Here is a 22,008-nt window from a genome sequence, read left to right on the forward strand (position 1 = left end):
CCTTCGCGACAACGATTTGATCGTTATGCGGGTATCATCCGCGCCAGCCCAGACTGCGATTGCCGACAGCCTGGTTAACAGATCCTTAAACACGACGAGCCATCGCTTGACCCTCACCGACGCCATGCTCGATGCATCCGCCGCCGCGCCCGCGGCGGCGAGTGCGCGCGCGATGCCGCCTGTGGTGTCCGTTGTCATTCCCGCGAAGAATGCCGCGGCCTATATCGGCGAAACCATCGCAAGCGCGCTGGCGCAAACCGATGTCTGCGAGGTGATCGTCGTCGATGACGGCTCGACCGATGCTACCGTGGCGATCGTCCAGGCCGTCCGCGATCCACGGCTGTGCCTGATCATGAACGATGCCCGCGGCGTGTCGGCTGCGCGAAATCTCGGCGCACGAGGCGCGCGCGGGGACTGGTTGATGTTCCTCGATGCCGATGACCGGCTGCGACCCAATGCGGTTGCGATATTGCTGGTGACGGCGAAGGCCGCGCCGCGCGCGGTGGTGGCCTACGGCGACTACAACACGATCGACAGCGCGGGCCGCCCGATCGGCCGCCGCGGCCTCCTGAAGGGGCGCCGCAAGCCCTCTGGCAACGTGCTGGCGCGGCTCGCCGGCGGCAATTTCATTGTCAATGGCGGAATCATGCTCGTGCGCGCCGACGCCTTCCGAACGACCGGCGGCTTCGACGTCTCGCTGCGATATTGCGAGGACTGGCATTGCTGGTGCCGCCTCGCGGCGCTCGGTGAATTCGCGTTCGTGCCCGAGCTTCTGCTCGATTATCGGCTGCACACGGCCAACACCATGAACGCCGCCATGCGGACGCCGCAGGATTTCGTTCCGGCGGTCGCGCGCGTCTTCAGCGATGAGCTGATCCTGTCCAGGCTGCCCGCGAATGCCGCATCGCGGCTGCGGCAGGCGGCCGAGATTCATCTCGTGACCTATTCGGCGACACAGGCGGTCCGCTTCGGCCGGTATCGCGACGCCCTCGCCTATCTCGGCATGATCGGTCGGCGATCGCCGAGGGCGATACCACGATCCGCGATCAAGATCGTTCTGGCTTATTTCGGAATCTAGCGGCTGACGCGTCAGGAAACGATCTTCGAGGCCTCATAGGGCTTCGGATCGTAACCGAATGCCGCGAGTGCAGAGCCGACGGCCACCAGCATCGGGTGCATCGCGACGATCGCTTTCGATGACGTCAGCAGGCGAGCCGAGCGTACCAGCGACAGCGGCAGCCGTCCCAGGGTCTGCGCAAACACCCGCGCCCGCGCGCCCGCGCCCTGCGCGGCTTTGGACTGCGCACGATAGTTGATCACCCCGATGCGGAGGCTCCGTTTGGCGATCCAGCCGAGGCTGGTGCGGTTCTGCGGCACCGTCTCGGTGATAACGGCTTCCGCCGTCCAGTGGAAGGTCAAGCCGGCATTGCGGCCGCGATAGAAGAAATCGCAATCGCCGCCACCGAGGAGATTGAAGCGCAAATCGAAAGCCGGACTGCCGAGCCGCTCGAACGCGGCGCGCGTGATCAGGCAATTGCCGCAGCCGTAGATCTGCGGCACCGCGCCGGTGTAATCGTAAGCGGGACAGAACGCGGGATGATGCGCGAGCCAGGGTTGGCTGTCGTCGTCGAACACTGGCAGCACCGGTCCGCCGACCACGTCGGCACCGGTCGCCTCCGCGGTACGGACCATCAGCTCGAGCCAGTCGGGCGAAGCGATCTCGTCGTCGTCGATCATCAGGAAGCAGGTCGCGGCGGGAAACAGCGCCTGCGCCGTCTCGAACGCGGCGTTGATCGCCTGACAATTGCCCTGCCGCTTCTCGACCAGACAGATCCCCTGGAGTTTGCCGGCGGCGAGATATTCGGCAGCGACCGGCGCACTCGCGCGCCCTGCCGCATCGTTCTCGACCATGACCACGGCGAAAGAGCGCGGGGTGCGCTGACCGACCAGCGAATCCAGCGTCAGCCGCAGATGGTCGGGGCGGCGGAAGCAGGGAATGCAGACGACGATGCCGACCGAGAGATCAATGACGCGCGAGCTCGCGGCGATCTCCCGGTTGGGATCACGCACGGCATCCGAGATCCGGCTGGCGGACAAATCGATCGGGATCAGCGTCATGGCGACTTAGATGCCTGAGATAAGTTGAAAAAGGCCTTGCACCAGAAAGGGATTTGCGCCGATCGCATGCACCGGCGCCGTCTCGCGACGGCACAGCGCCGCGGGACAGATCCGTCCCGAAATGGGTGGCGGGCTTTAGTCGCGAAACCGCGCCACACAGCTTGTCTCCCGACGATGCAGAGGTCCCATGATGCGCTTAACTGCTTTTGCGTGTTTTCCCGGCGAATTTCTTCAAGTGTGATACTGCAATTCGCAGTCCAAAGCGCCCGCGAGGTGCGACACGGACGATGCCGTAGTTAACGCGAGGGCACATTAACCCGACCGTAAGCACCGCGACCGGTGACACGATGCGGCATCAGATTTGCTCTTCGGGCATGTGGGATCTTGCCTGTAAATTTGAGTCGAACAAGCGCGGTCAAAAGACATGAACAAGTCAGCCACGATCGATTTCGCGACAGCTACCCAGACTCCGGTGCAGACCGGGGGGCTGCTCGAGCTTGTCCCCGGCGAAGCCCGCGACAGCCTGCTTGCCATTCACGACGTCTTGCGCCGCGAGTTGCCGCAAGGCCCCGTTGCCACCTACGAAGCCGGTGGCGGCTCCTCCAGCTTCCTGCCCGTCGACGTGCTCAGCCGCAGCCACGTCACCGTCGTCGACATCGACCAGGACCAGATCCGCAACAACGTTTACGCACAGGAGGCGATCCTCGGCGACGTGCAGACCTATCGCTTTGGTCCGGACACCTTCGACGTCGTGATCTGCTACAACGTCATCGAGCACCTGCCCGACGTCGAGGCGGCGCTGCTGAACTTCCGCGACGCGCTCAAGCGCGGCGGGATGATCCTGATCGGCGCGCCCAATCCGCGCTCGCTGTCCGGCGTCGTCACCAAATACTCGCCGCACTGGTTCCATGTCTGGTTCTACCGGCACATCCGCGGCATCAAGACCGCCGGGCTACCCGGCGAGGCGCCGTTCCCGACCTTCTTCCATCCCCTGGTGACGCTGTCGCGGCTCGAGGCATTTGCGGCCGCCAACGGTCTCGAGACCATCTACCGCCGCGAGGTCGAAAGCCCGCGCTATCCCGAGATGCGCCAGCGCAAGCCGCTGTTCGCCGCCCTCGTCGACGCTGGCGCCGCCGTGCTGAACGCGGTGCTTCCGCGCGGCACCGACGTCCGCCGCGGCGACTATCACGTCATCCTGCGAAAACACTAACGGCCATGCGTGCGCAGCCATGGTCCCAGCAGCTTTGCCGTCCAGCTGCGAAGGCGGACGCGCGCGTGCCAGGCGGCAAGCGTGGTAACGAACCGTTAATCAGCGAGGGATCTGCGCATCGGAACGGTCACAATGACGCGGCAAATGGCGCGGTGCGCTTAAACGCTTTGTTTGCCATTTCGGTGAATAGTCCCTCAATGAGTATGGTTAATTTTCCCTGTTGCGTTGATTGGACACCTATATCCCGGGTGTGTGGCGTAGAGCGAAGAGTAACCCCTCAGCCCGCGGCAGCTGGAATGGAAGCTGGGGATCATGCTTGACTACAACCAGCCAATAGACCGGAGCAGGTCGGAGGCCCCGCAGCGGGGGTCCGAGGCCGGCTTCAACGTGCTGGAGCTCGTCAGCCTGCTCTGGCGGCGCAAGATCGCGATTGCCTCCGCGGCCCTGATCGGCGCGTGCCTTGCCGTCACCGTCGGCAAGGGCTTGACCTCCCGCTACACCGCGACGTCCCAGCTCTATGTCGATCCGCGCGAGCTCCAGCTCGTCGACCGCGAACTCACGCCGCGCGCGCAGGACGTCTCCGGCATGTCCATGGTGGTGGAGAGTCAGGCGCGCCTGATCACCTCCAACAGCGTGCTGTTGCGGGTCATCGAGCAGGCGAATCTCGACAGGGATCCCGAATTCGGTGGCGGAGGCGGCAAGAGCGCGACATCGTCGCTGCTCGGCCTGATCGGACTGCAGCCCCGCGCGCCCTCCCCCGCGGAGAGCCGGGACGTGCAGCTCGCGGCGCTCGACGCGCTGAACAAGCACATCACGATCCGCAAGACCGATAAGAGTTTCATCGTCGATATCGAGGTCTGGTCGACTGATCCGGCGAAAGCAGCCATGCTCGCCAATACGCTGACCAATACCTACCTCACGGAGTCCCGCAACTCGCAGGCGCTGGCTGCCCGGCGCGCCACCAGCGAACTGTCCGGCCGGCTGAAGGAACTGCGCGAACGACTGCGCAACGCCGAGACCGCACTTGCCACCTACAAGGCCCAGAACAATTTCGTCGGCACCCAGGACGCGCTGATCAGCGACCAGCAGCTCTCTTCCAGCAACCAGCGGCTTTCCGCGGCCCGCGCGGCGACGATGGATGCGCAGGCGCGGCTGGACCAGATCGAGGCGAACAAGCGCACGGCGGCGGATGCAGGCGCGATCCCCGAAGCGCTGCAATCGCCGACGATCGCAAACCTGCGCGCGCAATATGCCGACGCCCGCAAGAAATATGCGGAGCAGACCGCCGAGCTCGGACCGCGCCATCCGGCGCTGCGCCAGACCGAGAAGCAGGTCGAGGATCTCAAGCGCAACATCAGCGAGGAGATCGACCGCTTCGCCCAGTCCGCTAAGAACGACCTGACGCGCGCCCGCGACTACGAAGCCTCGCTCAACCGGGCGCTGGAAGCGCAGAAGCGGCAGAGCGTCCAGCTCAGCCAGGCCGCGGTGCGCCTTCGCGAGCTCGAGCGCGAGGCCGATGCGAGCCGCGATGTCTATCAATCCTTCCTCAAGCGCTCGCGCGAGACCGAGGAGCAGGAGACACTCAACACCTCGGCCGCCCGAATTATCGGCGAGGCCACGGTGCCGCAGCGGCGCTCGTTCCCACCGGCGATGAGCCTGTTCGCCATGATTGGTTTCATCTTCGGTGGGCTTGCCGCCGCCTGCTGGTTTGTCGCGGCCGAGCATTTGTTCGCGGGCGCGCCCCAGCCGAGGCGTCGTGAGCGCGCGCCGGAGCCCGTGATGTCGAAGGATCCGGCGATCGCCGCGTCGCCTCCACCGCCGCTTTCGCTGGTCGAAAAGCCGGTGATCGCCCGGCTCCAGGAAGCCGACGTCATCCGCACGCTCGGCGCCATTCTCGCCACCGGTGGCAGCGTCGATCTCACCCGGCTGGGCTGGCCGACGCTGCGCCCCGGATTTCCGCTGACCACGCTGCTCAACGCCTTGCGCGACATGCGCGCCGCAGTAACACGGCGCGCCGGCAAGGCGATGCCGGTGATTGCTCTCGTCGGCGCCGGCGAGACCGTCGGGCGCAGCGTGACCGCGCTGAATTTCGCGCTCGCGGCCGCGCGCGACGGCAGCCGCGTCCTGATGATCGACGCCGACCCTCAGGCCCACATGCTCTCGAACAAGGTCAACCGCACCGGCAAGACCGAGCCGAACAAGCTCGGCTGGCTCTCCATCGGCAGCAATCTCGCGCGCGAGATCGGAACCGTCAACGGCATCACAGTGTTGCCGGCTGCCGAGGGCGACGCCGCCAAGGTGACGGACACGATCCGCAAGGCGATCGCGCAGGCGCGCTCTGCCGCCGGCTATGATCTCGTCATCCTCGACGGCCCGGCGATGCCGTTCTCGGCCGCCGGCCGCAAGCTGCTCGACAACGCCGATGCTTTGGTCGCCGTGCTGCCGACCAACCTCGATATCAACGAAAGCATGGAAGAGATCCTGGCCGCGCTCGGCGACGCCGAACGCAAACTCGTCGGCGTGATGCTCGACGAACTCACCCCCGCAGCCCAAACGCGCCAGCGAGGCAAACAATATGCTTGAGCGCCGCGTCAATCTTGAAGGACGGGCCGCGACCGCCGAGGTGCCACGGATCACCGTCGGCGGACTTCGCATGGCGGCGCTCGACCTCGAAGCTACCGCTGATTTCATGATCGAGGCCACCGACCCGCGTCATCGCATCAGCCGGCCGCTGTTCCTGACGTCCGCCAATGGCGAGGTGCTGGCACGCTGCGCGACCGAGCCGCAGACCGAGCGCCTGTTCCGCGCCGCCGATCTGATCAACGCCGACGGCCAGCCGCTGGTGGCGGCCTCGAAACTGCAGTCCTGGTTTCCGCTGCCGGAACGCGTCGCGACCACGGACTTGTTCCATATTGTGGCGCGCAAGGCAGAAGCCGCCGGCCGCAGCTTCTACATGCTCGGTGCCAGCGAGGAAGAGAACGCGGCGGCGGTCAGGAAAATCCAGAACCTGTATCCGAAACTCAAGATCGTCGGATTCAGCCACGGCTATCTACGTGGCGACGCGCTCCGCGCCAAAGTGGAAGAGATCAATGCGCTGGCGCCAGACTATCTCTGGGTTGCGCTCGGTGTTCCTTCCGAGCAGGCGTTCGTCGAGGAATTCACGCCGCTTCTGACCAATGTCGGCGTCATCAAAACATCCGGCGGTCTGTTCAATTTTTTGTCGGGCAGCCGATCGCGCGCGCCGCGATGGATGCAGAAAATGGCGCTGGAATGGGCCTGGCGCACCTGGCTCGAGCCGCGCCGCCTGTTTTGGCGCTATTTGACCACCAACCCCCGCGCGATCTATCTTCTCTTCCGCCGCAACAAGCCCTTCAATCGCTGAGAAGAGTAGAAATCGACATGACCGATCAGCCGACCGTCCTCGTCACAGGAGGCGCGGGCTATATTGGCTCGCATGCCTGCCGCGCCCTGGCCGCTGCCGGCTACCGGCCCATCGTCTATGACAATCTGTCGACAGGTCATCGCAGCTTCGTTGCCGGAGAGCTTGTGACAGGCGATCTGCTCGACGGCGCGGCGCTGGCGCGCGCATTCGCGGACCACAAGGTCACGGCGGTGATGCATTTCGCGGCCGCAAGCCTCGTCGGCGAGTCCATGATCGACCCGCAGAAATATTACGTCAACAATGTGCAGGGCACCTTGTCGCTGTTGCAGGCGATGCGCAACGCCGGATGCCACCGGATCGTGTTCTCCTCGACCGGCGCGGTCTATGGCAACGCCGATTCCAAGGAACTGCCGGAGGATTTTCCCTGCGCACCGATCAACCCCTACGGCGCATCGAAGTGGATGATCGAGCGCATGCTCGCCGATTACCGCACGGCCTATGGCTTCGGCGCGTTCTGCCTGCGCTATTTCAACGCCAGCGGTGCCGATCCGGCCGGCGGCATCGGCGAGCTGCGTGACAACGAAACGCATCTCATTCCGCGCGCCATGATGGCGCTGCAGGGCCATGTCGATTTCGCCGTGTTCGGCGACGACTATGACACGCCCGACGGCACCGCGATCCGCGACTATATCCACGTCACCGACCTCGCCGCGGCGCATGTCGCCGCGCTGAAGCTGTTGGAACAGGGACAAGCCGGCGGCAGCTTCAATCTCGGCACCGGCACCGGTTTTTCGGTGCGCGAGATCCTGACAGCCATCCGGCAGGAGACCGGACGCGAGGTGCCGCATACCATCAAGCCACGTCGCGCCGGCGATCCGACCTATCTCGTCGCCGACCCCTCCGCCGCGCGAAAGGTGCTGAAATTCGTGCCGCGCCATTCCGACCTGGCCACCGTGATCCGCACCGCCTGGGCCTGGCACCAGAAGGCACATCCGCGAAGGCCGCATTAGACTCCCGAATAGCGCCTTGCCGATCGGGACCGCGTGCTGCTAAAGAGACTGTGACAGTCGGCGTGGCAACTTTCCCGGTCGCCGCGCGTTCCTTGTCTGGCCGCCGATGGAAGCGGCACGTCTGGCTCAACCTCTAGCGAGCCATTTTTTCACAGCGAAGACCACAATCGAGTTCGCGCATCGACCTGCTTTCAGGCGCGACTCTGGGAGAACGAATGCATCAGGCCGCAAGCCTGCAATTCGAGCGCGTCATGGACGAACTCGTTGTCTGGCACGCCGTGCCGGAGGACGAACGCTCGGCGGCACCGGCCTGGTGGTGGGGCCCGGCGATGGCGGTGTTCGACGCGCACGAGCCGATGCGACACGCCTGGTGTCGTGAGCTCGGCCTGGGCGACGGCTCAACCTATGCCGAAGCTGCGCATGTTCTTCTCGCGCTGTTCGCCGAGCAGACCTCGCCGTCCTGGCCGGATGATTTTCCTCGCAAAGCGGAGGTCGAGAAACACGATGTCCGCGAGCTGCACCCGCAGCCGTCAGACGACAGCACGTTTCAGCCGTGACAGCACGGCTTCCTTTAATGCGGGATCCGTCTCCGGCTGCAGCGGCGGCGCTTCGGGCGGCACCATCGGCCGCAGCAGCGCGGCCATCTGCCGCGCCGGCACGGGCTGGGAGATCAGGAAACCCTGCATCTCGTCGCAGCCATGGGTGCGCAGGAACGCCTCCTGCTCGGCGTTCTCGACGCCTTCCGCGACCACGGTCATGCCGAGCGCCTTGCCCATGCTGATGATCGCCTGTGCGATCGCCTGATCCTCCGCGTCCTGCGGCAGGTCGCGCACGAAGGAGCGGTCGATCTTGATGGTGTCGATCGGGAAATGCTTCATCAGCGACATCGACGAATAGCCGGTGCCGAAATCGTCGATCGCCAGGCGAATACCGCGGCTTTGGATGGCGTCGAGCACTTTGATCGCACGTCCGACATTGCGCATCATCATGCTCTCGGTGACTTCGAGCTGGAGCAGCACCGGCGACATGCCGCTTGCGGCGAGAGCCTCGTCGATATCCTGCAACAGATGCTCGTCGACGAACTGGCGCGGCGACAGGTTCACCGCCATCGATACCGGCAACAGGCCGCGTCGCTGCCAGGCCATGGCCTGCGCGCAGGCCTCCTTCAGCACCCAGCGGCCGATCGGCACGATCAGTCCGGTTTCCTCGGCGAGGGGGATGAACTGTGCCGGCGAGATATTGCCGAGATCGGGATGCGCCCAGCGCAATAGCGCTTCCACGCCGGTGATCTGGCCGGTTACCATGTCCACCTTGGGCTGGTAGTTCAGCGAAAACTGCCCGCGCTCAAGCGCTCGACGCAGCGCACTTTCGAGCGAGAGCCGCTCGATCGACTGCGTCTTCACTTCCTTGGAGAAGAAGCGATAGCCGTTCTTGCCGTCCTCCTTGGCGAGATACATCGCCATGTCGGCGTTCTTGGTCAGCGTCAACGCGTCGGCACCGTTGGCCGGATACATCGCAATGCCGATCGAGGCGGTGGTATGGCACTCATGGCCGGCCAGCTCCATCGGCTTCGCGAGCACGTTGAGCAGTTCCGTCGCGATGCGCTGGACGTCGTCGATCGCGCCGCACTGGTCCAGGATCACCACGAACTCGTCGCCGCCGAGCCGCGCCACCACGTCGCTTGCCCGCAGAGCGCCGCGCAATCGGTCGGCGATTTCGAGCAGGAGCAAATCGCCCGCCTCGTGGCCGAGCGAATCGTTGATGACCTTGAACCGGTCGAGATCGATGAACAGCACCGCGAAACGATGGTCATGGCGCTCCGCCGCATCGATTGCCGCGCGCAACACGGAATTGAAGGTCTCGCGGTTGGGCAGGTTGGTCAGGCTGTCATAGGAGGCGAGATACTCGATCCGTTCGTCAGCCTTGTTCTTCTCCTCGGCGCGATCGAAATTCTCCATCGCGAAGGAAACGTTTTCGGCGAGACGCTGCAGCAGTTCGACGAACTCGTCGGTAAAGGCGACAGGCTCCGCCGACAGGTAGATCATGACGCCAACCGCCTGGTCGTGCGCGACCAGCGGGAATGCCGCGCCCGAGCGCGCCCCGTCGCCCCGTACGATGGCGTGGAAGGCGCGAACGCGATCGTCGTTGAGATAATCGTTGCTGATGCAAGGCTGGCGCGTGCGGAACGCCGTGCCGCTCATTCCGCGACCTTCCGGGCGATCGGGGTCGATGGAGAGGCGGACGGTGCGCGTGGTGCCGGACGCAGGCCCGGCGTCGGCGACGATTTCCAGCTGGTCGCTATCTGCCCTGACGAGCGCGATGGCGGTCGAGGTGAATTTTCCGCCATTCGAGGCTGCAAGGCAGACGAGCTCGAACAGTTCGGCGCGCGACTTCGCCCGCATGATCGCCTCGTTGGTGGCGCTCAGCGACGCAAACATTCGCGTCAGGCGTTCCTTCTGCACCTCAGTGCGGGCCTTCTCCTCGGCACGATCGAAATTGTCGAGGGCGAAAGAGACGTTTTCAGCCAGGCGTCCGAGCAGTTCGACCAGATCGGGTGTGAACGTATTCTCTTCCGGTGCGAGAAAAAGCAGGATGCCAATCGGCTCGTGGCCGGCCCGCAGCAGTGGGAAGCTGGCAGCAGCCCGGGTTCCATCCTCGATCGCCTTGGAATGCCAGTGCACCGACCGCGGATCGTTCTGATAATCATTGATGACACTGGCCCGGCGGGTCCGCAGCGACATCCCTATGATTCCCTGGCCCTCCGGATGGTCGGCGGAAACAAGGCAGGTGCGCCCCACCATTCGTTCCTGCAGGCGTCCCTTCACGGCGAGCACCCGGACGAGTTCACGTTTGTCGTCCAAAATCCCGATCGTCGCGGAGGCGAACACCCCGCCGAGCACGGCGGCCTGGCACGCGACCTCGAACAGCTCCTCGCGCGTCTTGGCACGCATGATGGCTTCATTGGTGGCGCTCAGCGCCTCGAACATGCCACTCAGGCGGTCACGCTGCTTGTCGGCCCGCGCTTTTTCATCGGCCCGATCGAAATTCTCCAGCGCGAAGGCGACGTTGGCCTGGAGCTTGCGCAACAGCTCGACGAATTCGTCCGTGAAAGTGCCGCGCTCGCGCGAGTTGAACAGGAATACACCCTCGACCCGGTCGCCGTTGAACAGCGGCAGGGCGGTCGACGACGCGATGCCGTTGCGACGCGCGCTGGCGTGCCAGGGCTTCAGGCGGACGTCGGCCAGAACATCGTTGCTGATGCAGGGCTGCCGCGTCCGGAACGCAGTGCCGGTCAGCCCACGACCCTCCGGCACCTTGTCGCTGACCGGCAATCTGAAGGTTCGTACCTCAGCGGCGTTCGGTCCGAAGGATGCGACAACGCGAAGCAGCCCCGTGTCGCCGTCGAGCAACGCGATCGAGGTCGAGGCGAACTTCGCGCCCTGCACCGTGGCTTCGCAAACCAGATCAAACAGTTCGCTGCGCGACTTTGCCCGCAGAATGGCCTCGTTGGTCGCGCTTAGCGCCGCGTACATGCGCGCCAGCCGTTCCTCCTCCAGGGCGATCTGGGCCTTCTCCTTATCGCGGTCAAAGTTCTCGAGCGCAAAGCATACGGTTTCGGTCATGCGCAGCAACAGTGCGACAATGCCCTCGTCCTTTGCCCAGGCTTTGCTCACGAAGAAAAACAGCACGCCGATGCTGGTGCCGCGCTTGATTAACGGAGCTGCCACGCAGGCGACGGCGCCGGCATTGACGTTGGTCTGCTCCCAGGTCGTCCCCTTGGTACGATTGACGAGGTCGTCCTCGACAATCGCCTTCTGGCTCCGGAACACCTCACCGGAGATGCCCCTGCCGTAGGGGCTCTCAGCATCGATCGAATAGCGCGAGTGTTTGATCAGATCCAGATTTTGTCCGGTCGCTGCCACCGGGGTCAGCCATTCGGAACCCGGCTCGCGCAGCAGGACGAAAGTCGCAAGCGATTTGCCGCTATACACAGCAGCGTCGCAGACCCGCTGATATAGATCCTGGTCGGTGCTGGCGTGCAGGATTGCCTCGTTCGTCGCAGTGAGGGCGCCAAACATGCGGTTGAGCCGCCGCACTGCCCGCTCGCCATCCAGGCGCGCTGTCTCGCGCGCGAAATTCTCCAGCGCATGTGAGATATTGCTCGACATCCGCTCGAACAGCGAGACCATCGCCTCGTCGAGCGTGCCTGCCCCCGAGCGCGTCACAAACAACACCCCGATGCTGCGACCGCCACAGATCAGGGGAAGCGCCGCGGCTGCACCGACACCGGCCCCAACCGCGCCTTCGCGCCACGCGAGCGAGCGCGGATCGTTGAGGTAATCGTTGCTGATGCAGATCCTCTGGCTGCGAAAGGCTTCGCCGCCGACGCCCGATCCCTCCGGCGTGCCGGCCTCCGTGGTGATCTTGATCGCACGCAGCCGCGCCATGTCGTCGCCGCAGCCGGCCGCAAATCGCAGCCGCTGGCCATCCGGCTCCGCCAGGAACACGGCGACAGCCATGAAGTCCCCACTCGAAAACCCGCCGTCGCAGACCTTCTGGTACAGCTCGTCCGGAGACTTCGCGTAGAGGATAGCTTCGTTGATGGCGCTCAACGCTGCAAATGTGCGCGCGAGGGTCGTCTGCACGATCTCAACTCCCCGGCATTTCTGCCATTTCTCCCGGGTAGCTTTATGAAGCCGATCGCCTAAGTGGTGGTTATTGGCCCCCGCAAACCGTCAATCAAAGTGAACCAGCTGCGAACAGCTGTCGCGAAACTGTCGGAAATCCCGCTATACCGGATGGCGGTTTCGGCCGAAGACGCGCTCCCTTTACGAATTTGCAGCCCTGTATTGGTTTACAGGAGATTGATATCGCACCTGTGCTTTGAGACGATGGCCTCCAACGAACGATAGCCCGCCAAGGGCGAGACCTGAGGAAGCGCCATGCCGATCGTCAACGCCGAACGCCTGACGCGCATTGGCGCGGCGCTGCTCGGGGCTGCGGGGGCCTCCGAGGAAGAAGCCGACGCGGTCGCCGTCGGCTGCGTCAACGCCAATCTCGCCGGCCACGACTCCCACGGCATCATCGCGGTTCCCGTCTATATCGATCGCATCAAGGCCGGACATATCGTTCCCGGCGCCAAATGGACCATCGTGCAGGAATCCCCGACCACGACCGTGATCGACGGCCAATGGGGTTTCGGCTTCCACGTCAACGCCAAGGCGATGGCGCTGACGATCGAAAAGGCGAAGACGGCGAACGTGGCTGCCTGCACCGTATTCCGGCAAAGCCATGTCGGCCGGCTCGCCGCCTATCCGCTGATGGCGATGCGCGAGGGCATGATCGGGATTGCGACGGCGGATTCCGGCCGCTCGCCGAAGCACGTCGCGCCGTTCGGCGGCAAGGAGGCGCGGCTCGGGACCAACCCGATCTCGATCGCGGTGCCGTCCGATCTCGAGGCCCCCTTCTATCTGGACATGGCGACCTCGGCGGTCGCGGCCGGCAAGATCCAGCTCGCGGTCGCGCGCGGCGAGGAGATTCCGGCCGGATGGATCATCGATGCCGACGGACGCCACACCACCGACCCGACCCAATATCGCAAGGGCGGCGCGCTGCTGCCGCTCGGCGGCAGCGAGGGCTACAAGGGCAGCGGCCTGGCCACAATGGTCGAGGTGCTCTGCGGCCTGCTCACCGGTCTCGGGTTCGGCGTCGAGCCGACCGGCCGGCACAATGACGGATGCTTCATGGCGGTGTTCAACGTCGCCGCGTTCCGCCCGCTGAAAGAGTTCAAGCGCGAGGTCGCGGAGTTCGCGCGCTATCTGAAATCGACGCCGCCGTCCGAGGGCAGCAAGGGCGTGTTCTATCCCGGCGAGATCGAGGGCCTGCGCGAGCAGCAGCGGCTGCGCGATGGCATCGAGATCGAGGATGCGACCTGGGACAAGCTGCGCGGATTGGCGCGTGAATACAGGCTGGAAACAATTCTCGATCTGGGTTGATGGGATTCGGAGAACAGCAGCATGAATCGGCAGATGGTCCTGGTCGGATTCCTTCAGGCGCAGAATTGCACGAATTTGCCGAGCTCCTGGCGGCATCCCGACTCGCGCGCCGATTCGATGTCTGCGGATTATTATCAGGAGATCGCCAGGATCCTCGAAGCTGGCAAATTCCACATGGCCTTCTTCGACGACCGCCTGGCGATGCCGGACCGGTACGGCAACGACCACGCTCACACCGTCGAATACGGCATCCGTTGCGTGAAGATGGATCCGCTGATCGTGCTGACGGCGATGGGCCTCGTCACCGACAAGCTCGGACTGGGAGCGACCTGCTCGACCACTTACTACGAGCCGTTCGACGTCGCCCGGCGCTTTGCCACGCTCGACCTGATGTCGGGCGGGCGTGCGGGCTGGAACGTCGTCACGTCGCTGAACGACGGCGAGGCGCTCAACATGGGCCGCGACTCTCATCCCGAACACGATTCCCGCTATGACCGCGCCGACGAATTCATGGAAGTGGTGCTCGGCCATTGGGACACCTGGGAAGACGGCGCGCTGATCATGGACAAGCAAAGCGGCCGCTTTGCCGATCCGTCCAAGGTGAAGCGGCTTGATCACATCGGAGCGGCGTTCAAGTCGCGCGGACCGTTCACCGTGCCGCGCTCGGACCAGGGCCATCCCGTGATCATCCAGGCCGGCGCGTCCGGCCGTGGCCAGCGCTTCGCAGGACGCTGGGGCGAGGTGATTTTCACCGCCGCGCGCAACCTTGCCGCGGCGAAGGAGGGCTATGCCGCCGTGCGCAACGAAGCCGCGAAAGCCGGCCGCGATCCGGAAGCGATGTTCCTCTGCAATCTGACGACGCCGGTCTGCGCCGCGACCAAGGCGGAAGCCGAAGACAAGATGGCGCTGATCAACAAGCTGCCGCTCCAGATCGACGCGCTGTCGCTGCTTGCGGAAGCCCTCAACTACGATTTTGCCTCAAAAGATCTCGACGAGCCGCTGACGACGGAAGAGCTGAAGAGCATGCAGGGCATCTTGGGTATCCGCGACGGCGTGCTGAAGAATTCGGGCAAGAGCAATCCGAGCGCCCGCGACTTCGTCACCTTCTCCGGCCGCGGCCAGGTCCAGGATGCGATGGTCGGCGGGCCCAAGGAGATCGCGGACAAATTCGAGCAGATGTTCGTCGAGCGCGGCTGCGACGGCTTCGTCATCGCCGCGACCCATGTGCCCGGCTCCTATGCCGATTTCGTCCAGCATATCGTGCCGGAATTGCAGCGCCGCGGCCTGTTCCAGAAGGATTATCGCGGCAAGACGCTGCGCGAGAATCTTGGGCTGATGCGGCCGGCTGCCGGCGCCTGGAAACTGCAACCGCGCGATGCCGCGGAATAGCGAGGACATGACATGCGCTGGCTGAAATTCACGGCGTCGGGCGAGACCTCCTGGGGCATCGTCGAAGGCGACCAGGTGATCGCGGTCCATGGCGACCCCTTTGGCGAATGGCGGCGCACCTCGCGCGTGCTTCCCTTGTCGCAGGTGAAGATCGAGCTACCGCTGATCCCGCGCACCTTCTACTGTGTCGGGCTGAACTATCTGAAGCATCTGAAGGAGGCCGCCGACAAGCGCGGCGAGGTGCCTGCCGTGCCCGAGAGGCCCGAAATCGGTTATCGCGCGCAGAACGCGCTGATCGCACATGACGAGGAGGTCGTGATCCCGTCATTTGCGACGGAGAAGATTCACTACGAGGGCGAGCTCGTCGTTGTCATCGGCAGGAAGGTCAAGCACCTGACCGCGGCCGACGCCATGGCGTGCGTGTTCGGCTACACCATCGGCAACGATGTCAGCGAGCGCAGCTGGCAGAAGGCCGATCGCAGCCTGTGGCGCTCGAAGAATGTCGACACGTTCAAGCCGATGGGGCCGTGGATCGAGACGGATGCCGATCTCGAAAAGATGGAGACCATCGTCCGGGTCAACGGCAAGGAGACCAACCGCTTCCACACCAACGACATGATCTTCGGCGTGGTGCCGTTCCTGGTCGAGCTGACCAAGTACTTTACGCTATGGCCCGGTGACGTGATCTGGATGGGCACGGACGGCGCCTCGCCCGACATCAAGCACGACGATGTCGTGGAGATCGAGATCACCGGTATCGGCACGCTGCGGAACAGGTTCGTGCGGGAGGGCTAGTGGCGCCCGGCACCTCAAGTCGTGGCGCTTGATCGGCCCTTCACATGGTCGATAAAGGCGCGCAGCTTCGGCATGATTTGTCGATTGCCGGGATAGTACAGGAACACACCCGGTGTCATCGGCGCGAATTGCTCCAGCACGCGGACGAGCTTTCCTTCCGTGACGGCGCCCGTGGCCAGCGGTGCCGGCACTTGCGCAAGACCCACGCCTTCGACCGCGGCCCCGAGCATCGTGGGAAAGTCGTAGGCGATGAAAGGTCCCGAAACTGCAATCTCGATCGAACGACCGTTGTCGTTGAGCGACCATGGTGCGAGCGCACCGCTCGATCGTCGCAATCTCAAGCACGCGTGCTGACGCAGATCGTCCGGGCGCTCGGGCCGGCCGCGGCGGCTGAGGTAGGCCGGGCTGCCGACGATGGCGAGAGGTAGCGGCTTGGTCAGCCGCACCGCGACCATGTCTGGCGTGATGAACTGGCCCATCCTGATGCCGGCATCAAACCCTCCGGCTGCGAGATCGACCATTTCTTCGCTTGCGGCAAGCTCCACCTCGATCTCCGGAAACGCCTGGCAGAACGATGCGACCAGCGGCTCGAGCAGGATCGGCACGACCGAGCGCGGTACGGTCAGTCGCAGGAGACCGGCCGGCCGTTGTCCGAGCTCACGGGCCGCCCCGCTTGCCGCGATCAGTTCTTCGAAGGCAGGTCTTGCGCGCGCCAGGAATCTTTCGCCGGCTTCGGTCAGACCGACGCTGCGGGTCGTGCGGATGAACAGCGCCGCGCCGACGCGCGCCTCGATCGCGCGTATCGCCTGACTGATGGCCGAGGGCGTCACCCCGAGTTCAGCGGCCGCGCGGCGGAAACTGCGGTGCTGGGCGACACTGAGGAACGCCTCCACGCCGTCCAGCGCACCGTGCCTGACTGTGAAGTTCTGCTTCATAGCCCGTCAACATTATCGCGAATAGTCGCGCGCGCAAAGCGGCCTTACATCCGGGTTGCAAATGAGCCGCCTCGGAGATGCGAAATTGATGAAGCCAATCCGCAATGCCGCCCTGGCACTCGCCCTCACACTGACAGGTGTTACCGCCATGACCGAACCATCCCTTGCCCAAGCACAAGCGCCAGCCCTCGCGACCACCGGGGTCATGGTCATCCTGACCGCCAAGGCGGGCATCACACGTGAGCAAATCATGGCCGTGATGCCCGAGGAAATCAGGCAGACCGTTCAGCTCTATCTCAACGGAAAAGTTCGCGAATGGTACTCGCGGTCCGATGGGCGCGGAGCCGTGTTCCTGCTGGACGTCAAGGATGTCGCCGAAGGGCACGCGATCATGGATGGCCTGCCGCTCGCCAGGCAGGATCTCATCGACCACGAATACATCGCGGTCGGCCCGCTGATGCCGCTTCGCCTGCTCATGACCAAGCCCTGAGCACGGCCGAACCGGATCGACCGGCTTCGAACCCCACCCGACCTCACAAGGACATCCGAACGTGCCACCGAGCTTCAACCTTCCATTCGTCCTCAGCGTCGCCGGCGCTTTCCTGACAACCTCGGTGGTCGCCGTCGTCTATGTTTGGCCGTTTGTCCGCGCGATGCCGCGCCATAATGCCTTGAGACTTCTCGCGGCTTTCCATGCGTTCAGGTTCTTGGGGATGAACTTCCTCGTTGCCGGATTCGTGTCTCCGCAGTTGAGCCCGGATTTCGCCAACGCAGTCGGGTGGGGAGATCTTATCGCCGCCACTCTCGCGCTCATTTCAATGGCGGCGCTCTCCTGGCGCTGGTCGATCGCCGTTCCGATGGTCTGGATATTCAACATCTGGGGTACGCTGGATCTTCTGAATGCGTACTACATGGGCGTGAAACTGCAGAATCCCGGCCTGTTGGGCGCCGGCATTTATATCCCGGCCGTGTACGTGCCCCTGCTGCTGGTCAGCCACGTTCTCATCTTCATGATTCTCTTGAGGCCCGAGCCGAAAGAACAGACGGCGTGACACAGGGAGCGGATCGCGAACTGCGACCTGCCGGCCGCGCAAGGTGCCTCAAAACGGCAGCATCACGCTGGTCTTGATTTCCTTCAGGACCACATTGCTGCGAACGTATCGGATGCCAGGGATGCGGAACATGAATTCGTCGAGGAATCTGTTGTAAGCGGCCATGTCCTGCACCACGACGCGCAAGTGATAATCAGCATCGCCGGTGGTCGCAAAGCACTCCAGCACCTCGCGCCGTTTTGTCACCCGCGCGACGAACTCATCGACGAACTTTGCATCGTGCCGCTCCAGCGAGACGTGGAGAATTGCGGACATCGCAAAGCCCGCCTGCTCGCGCGCGACCAGCGCAGCATAGCCCTTGATGACGCCGGTCTCCTCCAGCGCGCGCACCCGGCGCCAGCAGGCCGAGGTGGACATCCCGACCTCATCCGCAAGCTGCTGGTTGGTGGCGCGGCCGTCCTTCTGGAGATGAACGAGAATCCGCGCGTCCTGGTCTTCAATCATGGAAGCTCCTCAATTCGATAGAATCTACCAAATTTGACCAGTAACTGCAAAACACCACCAGATTTATGCCCTATATGGGATGAATAGGTAAGACCTACCAGCGTCGCGGGCCTAACCTTCGGCCATCCGGCAGGAAGCCGTGCGAGGCCCGCCATGGACGCTACTCCGTCACTCGACAGCTACGAGCTCTCCGACCGCTACGACCGCGAGGAGGGCCGCGTCTTTCTCACGGGCACGCAGGCGATCGTCCGCATCGCGCTCGATCAGGCGCGGCGCGACCGCGCGCGCGGGTTGAACACCGCCGGCTTCATCTCGGGCTATCGCGGCTCGCCGCTTGGCGGCGTCGATCTCGAGCTCTGGCGGATCAAGGAGCAGCTGAAGCGAGACCGCATCGAGTTCCTCCCTGCCGTCAACGAAGACCTTGCGGCAACCGCCGTGCTCGGCTCGCAGCAGGTCGAGACGCAAGCCGATCGTGAAGTGGATGGCGTGTTCGGGCTTTGGTACGGCAAAGGCCCCGGCGTCGACCGCTCCGGCGATGCACTCAAGCATGGCAATGCCTACGGCTCCTCGCCACATGGCGGCGTGCTGGTGGTCGCCGGCGACGATCATGGTTGCGTCTCGTCGTCGATGCCGCACCAGTCCGACGTCGCCTTCATGAGTTGGTTCATGCCGACACTGCATCCGGCCGATGTCGGCGAATATCTGGCGTTCGGCGAATATGGCTACGCGCTGAGCCGCTTTTCCGGCATGTGGGTCGGTTTCAAGGCGGTCTCGGAGATCGTGGAGTCCGGTGCATCGGTCGCGCTGCGGCCGCCACGCACCTTCCGCACGCCCGACTTCACGCCGCCGCCGGGCGGCCTGCACTATCGCTGGCCCGATCTGCCCGGCCCGCAGATCGAGGAGCGACTGGAGGCGAAGAAGCACGCGGTCTACGCCTTCGCAAAAGCCAATCCGATCGATCGCCGCATCTACGACATTGCGAACGCCAGCTACGGCATCGTTACCACAGGCAAGGCGCATCTCGATCTGATGGAAGCGCTGCGGCTGATGGGCCTCGATGAAGCCGCCTGCCGCAACATCGGCATCGACATCTACAAGGTCGGCATGGTCTGGCCGCTCGCGCTGCACGACGCCATGGACTTCGTGCAGGGCAAGCGCGAAATTCTGGTGGTCGAGGAAAAGCGCGGCATCATCGAGAGCCAATTCAAGGAATATTTTTACGACTATCCGGGTGCCAAGCCGGAACGCATGGTCGGCAAGCATGACGAGACCGGCGCGCGGCTGATCTCCTGGACCGGAGAATTGTCGCCGCGCGGGTTGGCTGCGGTGCTCGCACGCCGGCTCGATCCAATGTTTCCCGGCCTCAATCTTGGCGCGCGCGCCGCAGCCTTGTCGCCGGAGGCGGAGCGAACGATCAGTGTCCCTGGTGCCACGCGCACGCCCTATTTCTGCTCAGGCTGTCCGCACAACACATCCACCAAAGTGCCCGAAGGCTCGAAGGCGCTGGCGGGCATCGGCTGCCATTTCATGGCGAGCTGGATGGACCGCGAGACCTCGTCGCTGATCCAGATGGGCGGCGAAGGCGTGAACTGGGCCGCATCATCTCGGTTCACCGGCCACAAGCACATCTTCCAGAATCTCGGCGAAGGCACCTATTATCATTCCGGTTCGATGGCGATCCGCCAGGCCATCGCGGCCAAGGCAAACATCACTTACAAAATCCTGTTCAACGATGCCGTCGCCATGACCGGCGGCCAGCCGGTCGACGGCCCTGTCAGCGTGCATGCGATCGCACACAGCGTCCGCGCCGAAGGCGTCGCGCGCATCGCGCTGGTGTCGGACGATCCGTCGCAGTTTTCGCCGGCGGACTTGCCTGATGGCGTCACCATCCATCCACGCGAAGAGATGGACGCCGTGCAGCGCGATCTGCGCGACCTCTCCGGCGTCTCGGTGCTGATCTATCAGCAGACCTGCGCCACCGAAAAGCGGCGCCGACGCAAGCGCGGCCAGATGGCCGATCCAAGACGCTTTGCCTATATCAACGACCTCGTCTGCGAAGGCTGTGGCGACTGCTCGGTCGAATCCAATTGCCTCAGCGTCGAGCCGAAGGAGACGCCGTTCGGCCGCAAGCGCCAGATCAATCTGTCGGCCTGCAACAAGGATTTTTCCTGTCTCAACGGCTTTTGCCCAAGCTTCGTCACCGTCGAAGGCGCCACGCGCCGCGCCAAGGCCGCAAGCCAGATCGACGCAGTCGCTCGCGCTTCCACGCTGCCCCTGCCCCCGCCCGCCCCGCTCGATCGTCCCTACGATTTGCTCGTGACGGGCGTCGGCGGCACCGGCGTGATCACGGTCGGCGCGCTGATCGGGATGGCCGCGCATCTCGAGCGCCGCGGCGTCTCGGTGCTCGACTTCACCGGGTTCGCACAAAAGTTCGGCCCGGTGCTGAGCTACATCCGCCTGGCCGCGTCACCTCAGGCGCTGCACCAGGTCCGCATCGACCAGGGCGCGGCCGATGCGCTGATTGGCTGCGACCTCGTGGTGAGCTCCTCGCCCAAGGCTTCCGGCACCTATCATCGCGGCACGCGCGCTGCCGTCAACACCGCGGAAATGCCGACCGGCGACGTCGTGCGCTTCCGCGACGCCGATCTCGCCTCGCCTGCCCGCCTGCGTGCAATCGGCCGCGTGATCGGCGACGGCAATCTCGATGCGATCAACGCCAACGCGCTCGCCGAGCGTCTGCTTGGCGATGCCGTCTATGCCAATATCATCATGCTCGGCTTTGCATGGCAGCACGGCCTCGTGCCGGTCTCGCTGCAAGCGCTGCTGCGCGCGATCGAGCTCAACGGCGTCGCGGTCGAACGCAACAAGCAGGCGTTTGCCTGGGGCCGGATCGCCGCCGCCGATCCGGACTTTTTGCCGAAAACGAACGACGCACCCGGAGCCGAGACGCTCGATCAGCTCATCGATCGTCGCGCCGATTTCCTCAGTGCGTATCAGAACACGGCCTACGCCGCGCGTTACCGCGCGGTTGTCGCTAGGGTCCGCAATGCCGAAGCGGACCTGGACAGCGAGGTGTTGACCGAAGCGGTCGCGCGCGCCCTGTTCAAGCTGATGGCCTACAAGGACGAGTACGAGGTCGCGCGCCTGCACATGCAGAGCGGCTTTCTCGACGAGCTGAAGCACGAGTTCGAGGACGGCTTCAGCGTTCAGTACCACCTTGCGCCACCCTTCCTGCCATCGGAGCGCGACGCGCGCGGCCGTCCGCGCAAGCGCGCTTTCGGGCAATGGATCCAGACGCCGCTCGCCATTCTGGCGCGGCTCAAGGTGTTGCGCGGAACCCGGTTCGATCCGTTCGGCTACACAGCCGAGCGCCGCAGCGAGCGGGAGCTGATCGGCTGGTATGAAGGCGTGATCGACCGGATGCTCGGCGAACTCGACGCCACGCGCCTGCCCGATCTCGTCGCAATCGCCAAAGCGCCGATGGAGATTCGCGGCTATGGTCCGGTGAAGGAAGCCGCAATCGCCCAGGTGAAGCCTGAGGTCGAGCGCCGGCTCGCCGATCTGGCAGGATCCTCGCCGGCAAAGATGCGCGCCTATGGTTGACGCCGCGCCGGCGA

Annotated in this window: 16 protein-coding genes; 12 read left to right on the forward strand and 4 right to left on the reverse strand. The window is 64.3% G+C overall.

Annotated elements, in window-relative coordinates; all coding sequences use genetic code 11:
- Window positions 1-124: 124 nt before the first annotated feature.
- Window positions 125-1,078 (forward strand): glycosyltransferase, encoded by a 954-nt coding sequence (locus AC0L2O_RS15045; protein ID WP_473370364.1) that lies wholly within the window; start codon window positions 125-127, stop codon window positions 1,076-1,078.
- 11 nt (window positions 1,079-1,089) lie between these two features.
- Here the strand turns inward: AC0L2O_RS15045 and AC0L2O_RS15050 are convergent, their stop codons facing one another.
- Window positions 1,090-2,118, reverse strand: a complete 1,029-nt coding sequence (locus AC0L2O_RS15050; RefSeq protein ID WP_473370264.1) for a glycosyltransferase family 2 protein — start codon at window positions 2,116-2,118, stop codon at window positions 1,090-1,092.
- A 424-nt stretch (window positions 2,119-2,542) separates the two neighbouring features.
- Here AC0L2O_RS15050 and AC0L2O_RS15055 point away from each other — a divergent pair, with 424 nt between their 5' ends.
- The 5 genes from AC0L2O_RS15055 to AC0L2O_RS15075 all read left to right on the forward strand — a co-directional run bounded on the left by AC0L2O_RS15055 (window position 2,543) and on the right by AC0L2O_RS15075 (window position 8,277).
- Complete coding sequence (locus tag AC0L2O_RS15055; RefSeq protein WP_473370265.1) at window positions 2,543-3,328, forward strand: class I SAM-dependent methyltransferase; 786 nt, start codon at window positions 2,543-2,545, stop codon at window positions 3,326-3,328.
- Between the two features lie 312 nt (window positions 3,329-3,640).
- On the forward strand, window positions 3,641-5,911 hold the full coding sequence (locus AC0L2O_RS15060) for an exopolysaccharide transport family protein (protein WP_473370266.1): 2,271 nt from the start codon (window positions 3,641-3,643) through the stop codon (window positions 5,909-5,911).
- Window positions 5,904-6,710, forward strand: a complete 807-nt coding sequence (locus tag AC0L2O_RS15065; protein ID WP_369720905.1) for a WecB/TagA/CpsF family glycosyltransferase — start codon at window positions 5,904-5,906, stop codon at window positions 6,708-6,710. Before AC0L2O_RS15060 ends, AC0L2O_RS15065 begins: the two co-directional genes overlap by 8 nt.
- A gap of 17 nt (window positions 6,711-6,727) precedes the next feature.
- Window positions 6,728-7,720, forward strand: a complete 993-nt coding sequence (galE, locus tag AC0L2O_RS15070) for a UDP-glucose 4-epimerase GalE (protein WP_473370267.1) — start codon at window positions 6,728-6,730, stop codon at window positions 7,718-7,720.
- A 215-nt stretch (window positions 7,721-7,935) separates the two neighbouring features.
- Window positions 7,936-8,277 (forward strand): hypothetical protein, encoded by a 342-nt coding sequence (locus AC0L2O_RS15075; protein WP_473370268.1) that lies wholly within the window; start codon window positions 7,936-7,938, stop codon window positions 8,275-8,277.
- On the opposite strand, the gene AC0L2O_RS15080 is transcribed toward AC0L2O_RS15075, so the two are convergent.
- The gene (locus AC0L2O_RS15080; RefSeq protein ID WP_473370269.1) at window positions 8,251-12,366 is read right to left on the reverse strand and encodes a GAF domain-containing protein; all 4,116 of its coding nucleotides are present in this window, start codon (window positions 12,364-12,366) and stop codon (window positions 8,251-8,253) included. The genes AC0L2O_RS15075 and AC0L2O_RS15080 overlap by 27 nt on opposite strands.
- A 297-nt stretch (window positions 12,367-12,663) precedes the next feature.
- Between AC0L2O_RS15080 and AC0L2O_RS15085 the strand changes: the two genes are divergently transcribed.
- The 3 genes from AC0L2O_RS15085 to AC0L2O_RS15095 are packed head-to-tail and all read left to right on the forward strand — an operon-like array spanning window position 12,664 to window position 15,900.
- A complete protein-coding gene (locus AC0L2O_RS15085; protein WP_369720902.1) occupies window positions 12,664-13,716 on the forward strand; it encodes an Ldh family oxidoreductase in 1,053 nt (350 codons plus the stop codon).
- Window positions 13,717-13,737: 21 nt separating this feature from the next.
- The gene (locus tag AC0L2O_RS15090; protein WP_473370270.1) at window positions 13,738-15,105 is read left to right on the forward strand and encodes an LLM class flavin-dependent oxidoreductase; all 1,368 of its coding nucleotides are present in this window, start codon (window positions 13,738-13,740) and stop codon (window positions 15,103-15,105) included.
- A gap of 12 nt (window positions 15,106-15,117) precedes the next feature.
- Complete coding sequence (locus tag AC0L2O_RS15095; RefSeq protein ID WP_369720900.1) at window positions 15,118-15,900, forward strand: fumarylacetoacetate hydrolase family protein; 783 nt, start codon at window positions 15,118-15,120, stop codon at window positions 15,898-15,900.
- A 14-nt stretch (window positions 15,901-15,914) separates the two neighbouring features.
- Here AC0L2O_RS15095 and AC0L2O_RS15100 read toward each other — a convergent pair whose 3' ends face one another.
- Complete coding sequence (locus AC0L2O_RS15100) at window positions 15,915-16,835, reverse strand: LysR family transcriptional regulator (protein ID WP_409191800.1); 921 nt, start codon at window positions 16,833-16,835, stop codon at window positions 15,915-15,917.
- 88 nt (window positions 16,836-16,923) lie between these two features.
- Between AC0L2O_RS15100 and AC0L2O_RS15105 the strand changes: the two genes are divergently transcribed.
- Window positions 16,924-17,325 (forward strand): hypothetical protein, encoded by a 402-nt coding sequence (locus AC0L2O_RS15105; RefSeq protein ID WP_409192779.1) that lies wholly within the window; start codon window positions 16,924-16,926, stop codon window positions 17,323-17,325.
- A gap of 61 nt (window positions 17,326-17,386) precedes the next feature.
- Entirely contained in the window at window positions 17,387-17,887 is a 501-nt protein-coding gene (locus AC0L2O_RS15110) for a hypothetical protein (RefSeq protein ID WP_473370271.1), read from the forward strand.
- Window positions 17,888-17,935: 48 nt separating this feature from the next.
- On the opposite strand, the gene AC0L2O_RS15115 is transcribed toward AC0L2O_RS15110, so the two are convergent.
- Window positions 17,936-18,391 carry an Lrp/AsnC family transcriptional regulator gene (locus AC0L2O_RS15115; protein ID WP_473370272.1) on the reverse strand — a complete coding sequence of 152 codons (456 nt, stop codon included), beginning with the start codon at window positions 18,389-18,391 and terminating at the stop codon, window positions 17,936-17,938.
- Between the two features lie 153 nt (window positions 18,392-18,544).
- Between AC0L2O_RS15115 and AC0L2O_RS15120 the strand changes: the two genes are divergently transcribed.
- Window positions 18,545-21,994: an indolepyruvate ferredoxin oxidoreductase family protein gene (locus AC0L2O_RS15120; RefSeq protein ID WP_473370273.1), complete on the forward strand. Its 3,450-nt coding sequence runs from the start codon at window positions 18,545-18,547 to the stop codon at window positions 21,992-21,994.
- Window positions 21,995-22,008 lie beyond the last annotated feature (14 nt).

The organism is Bradyrhizobium sp. Kon10 (assembly GCF_055807395.1).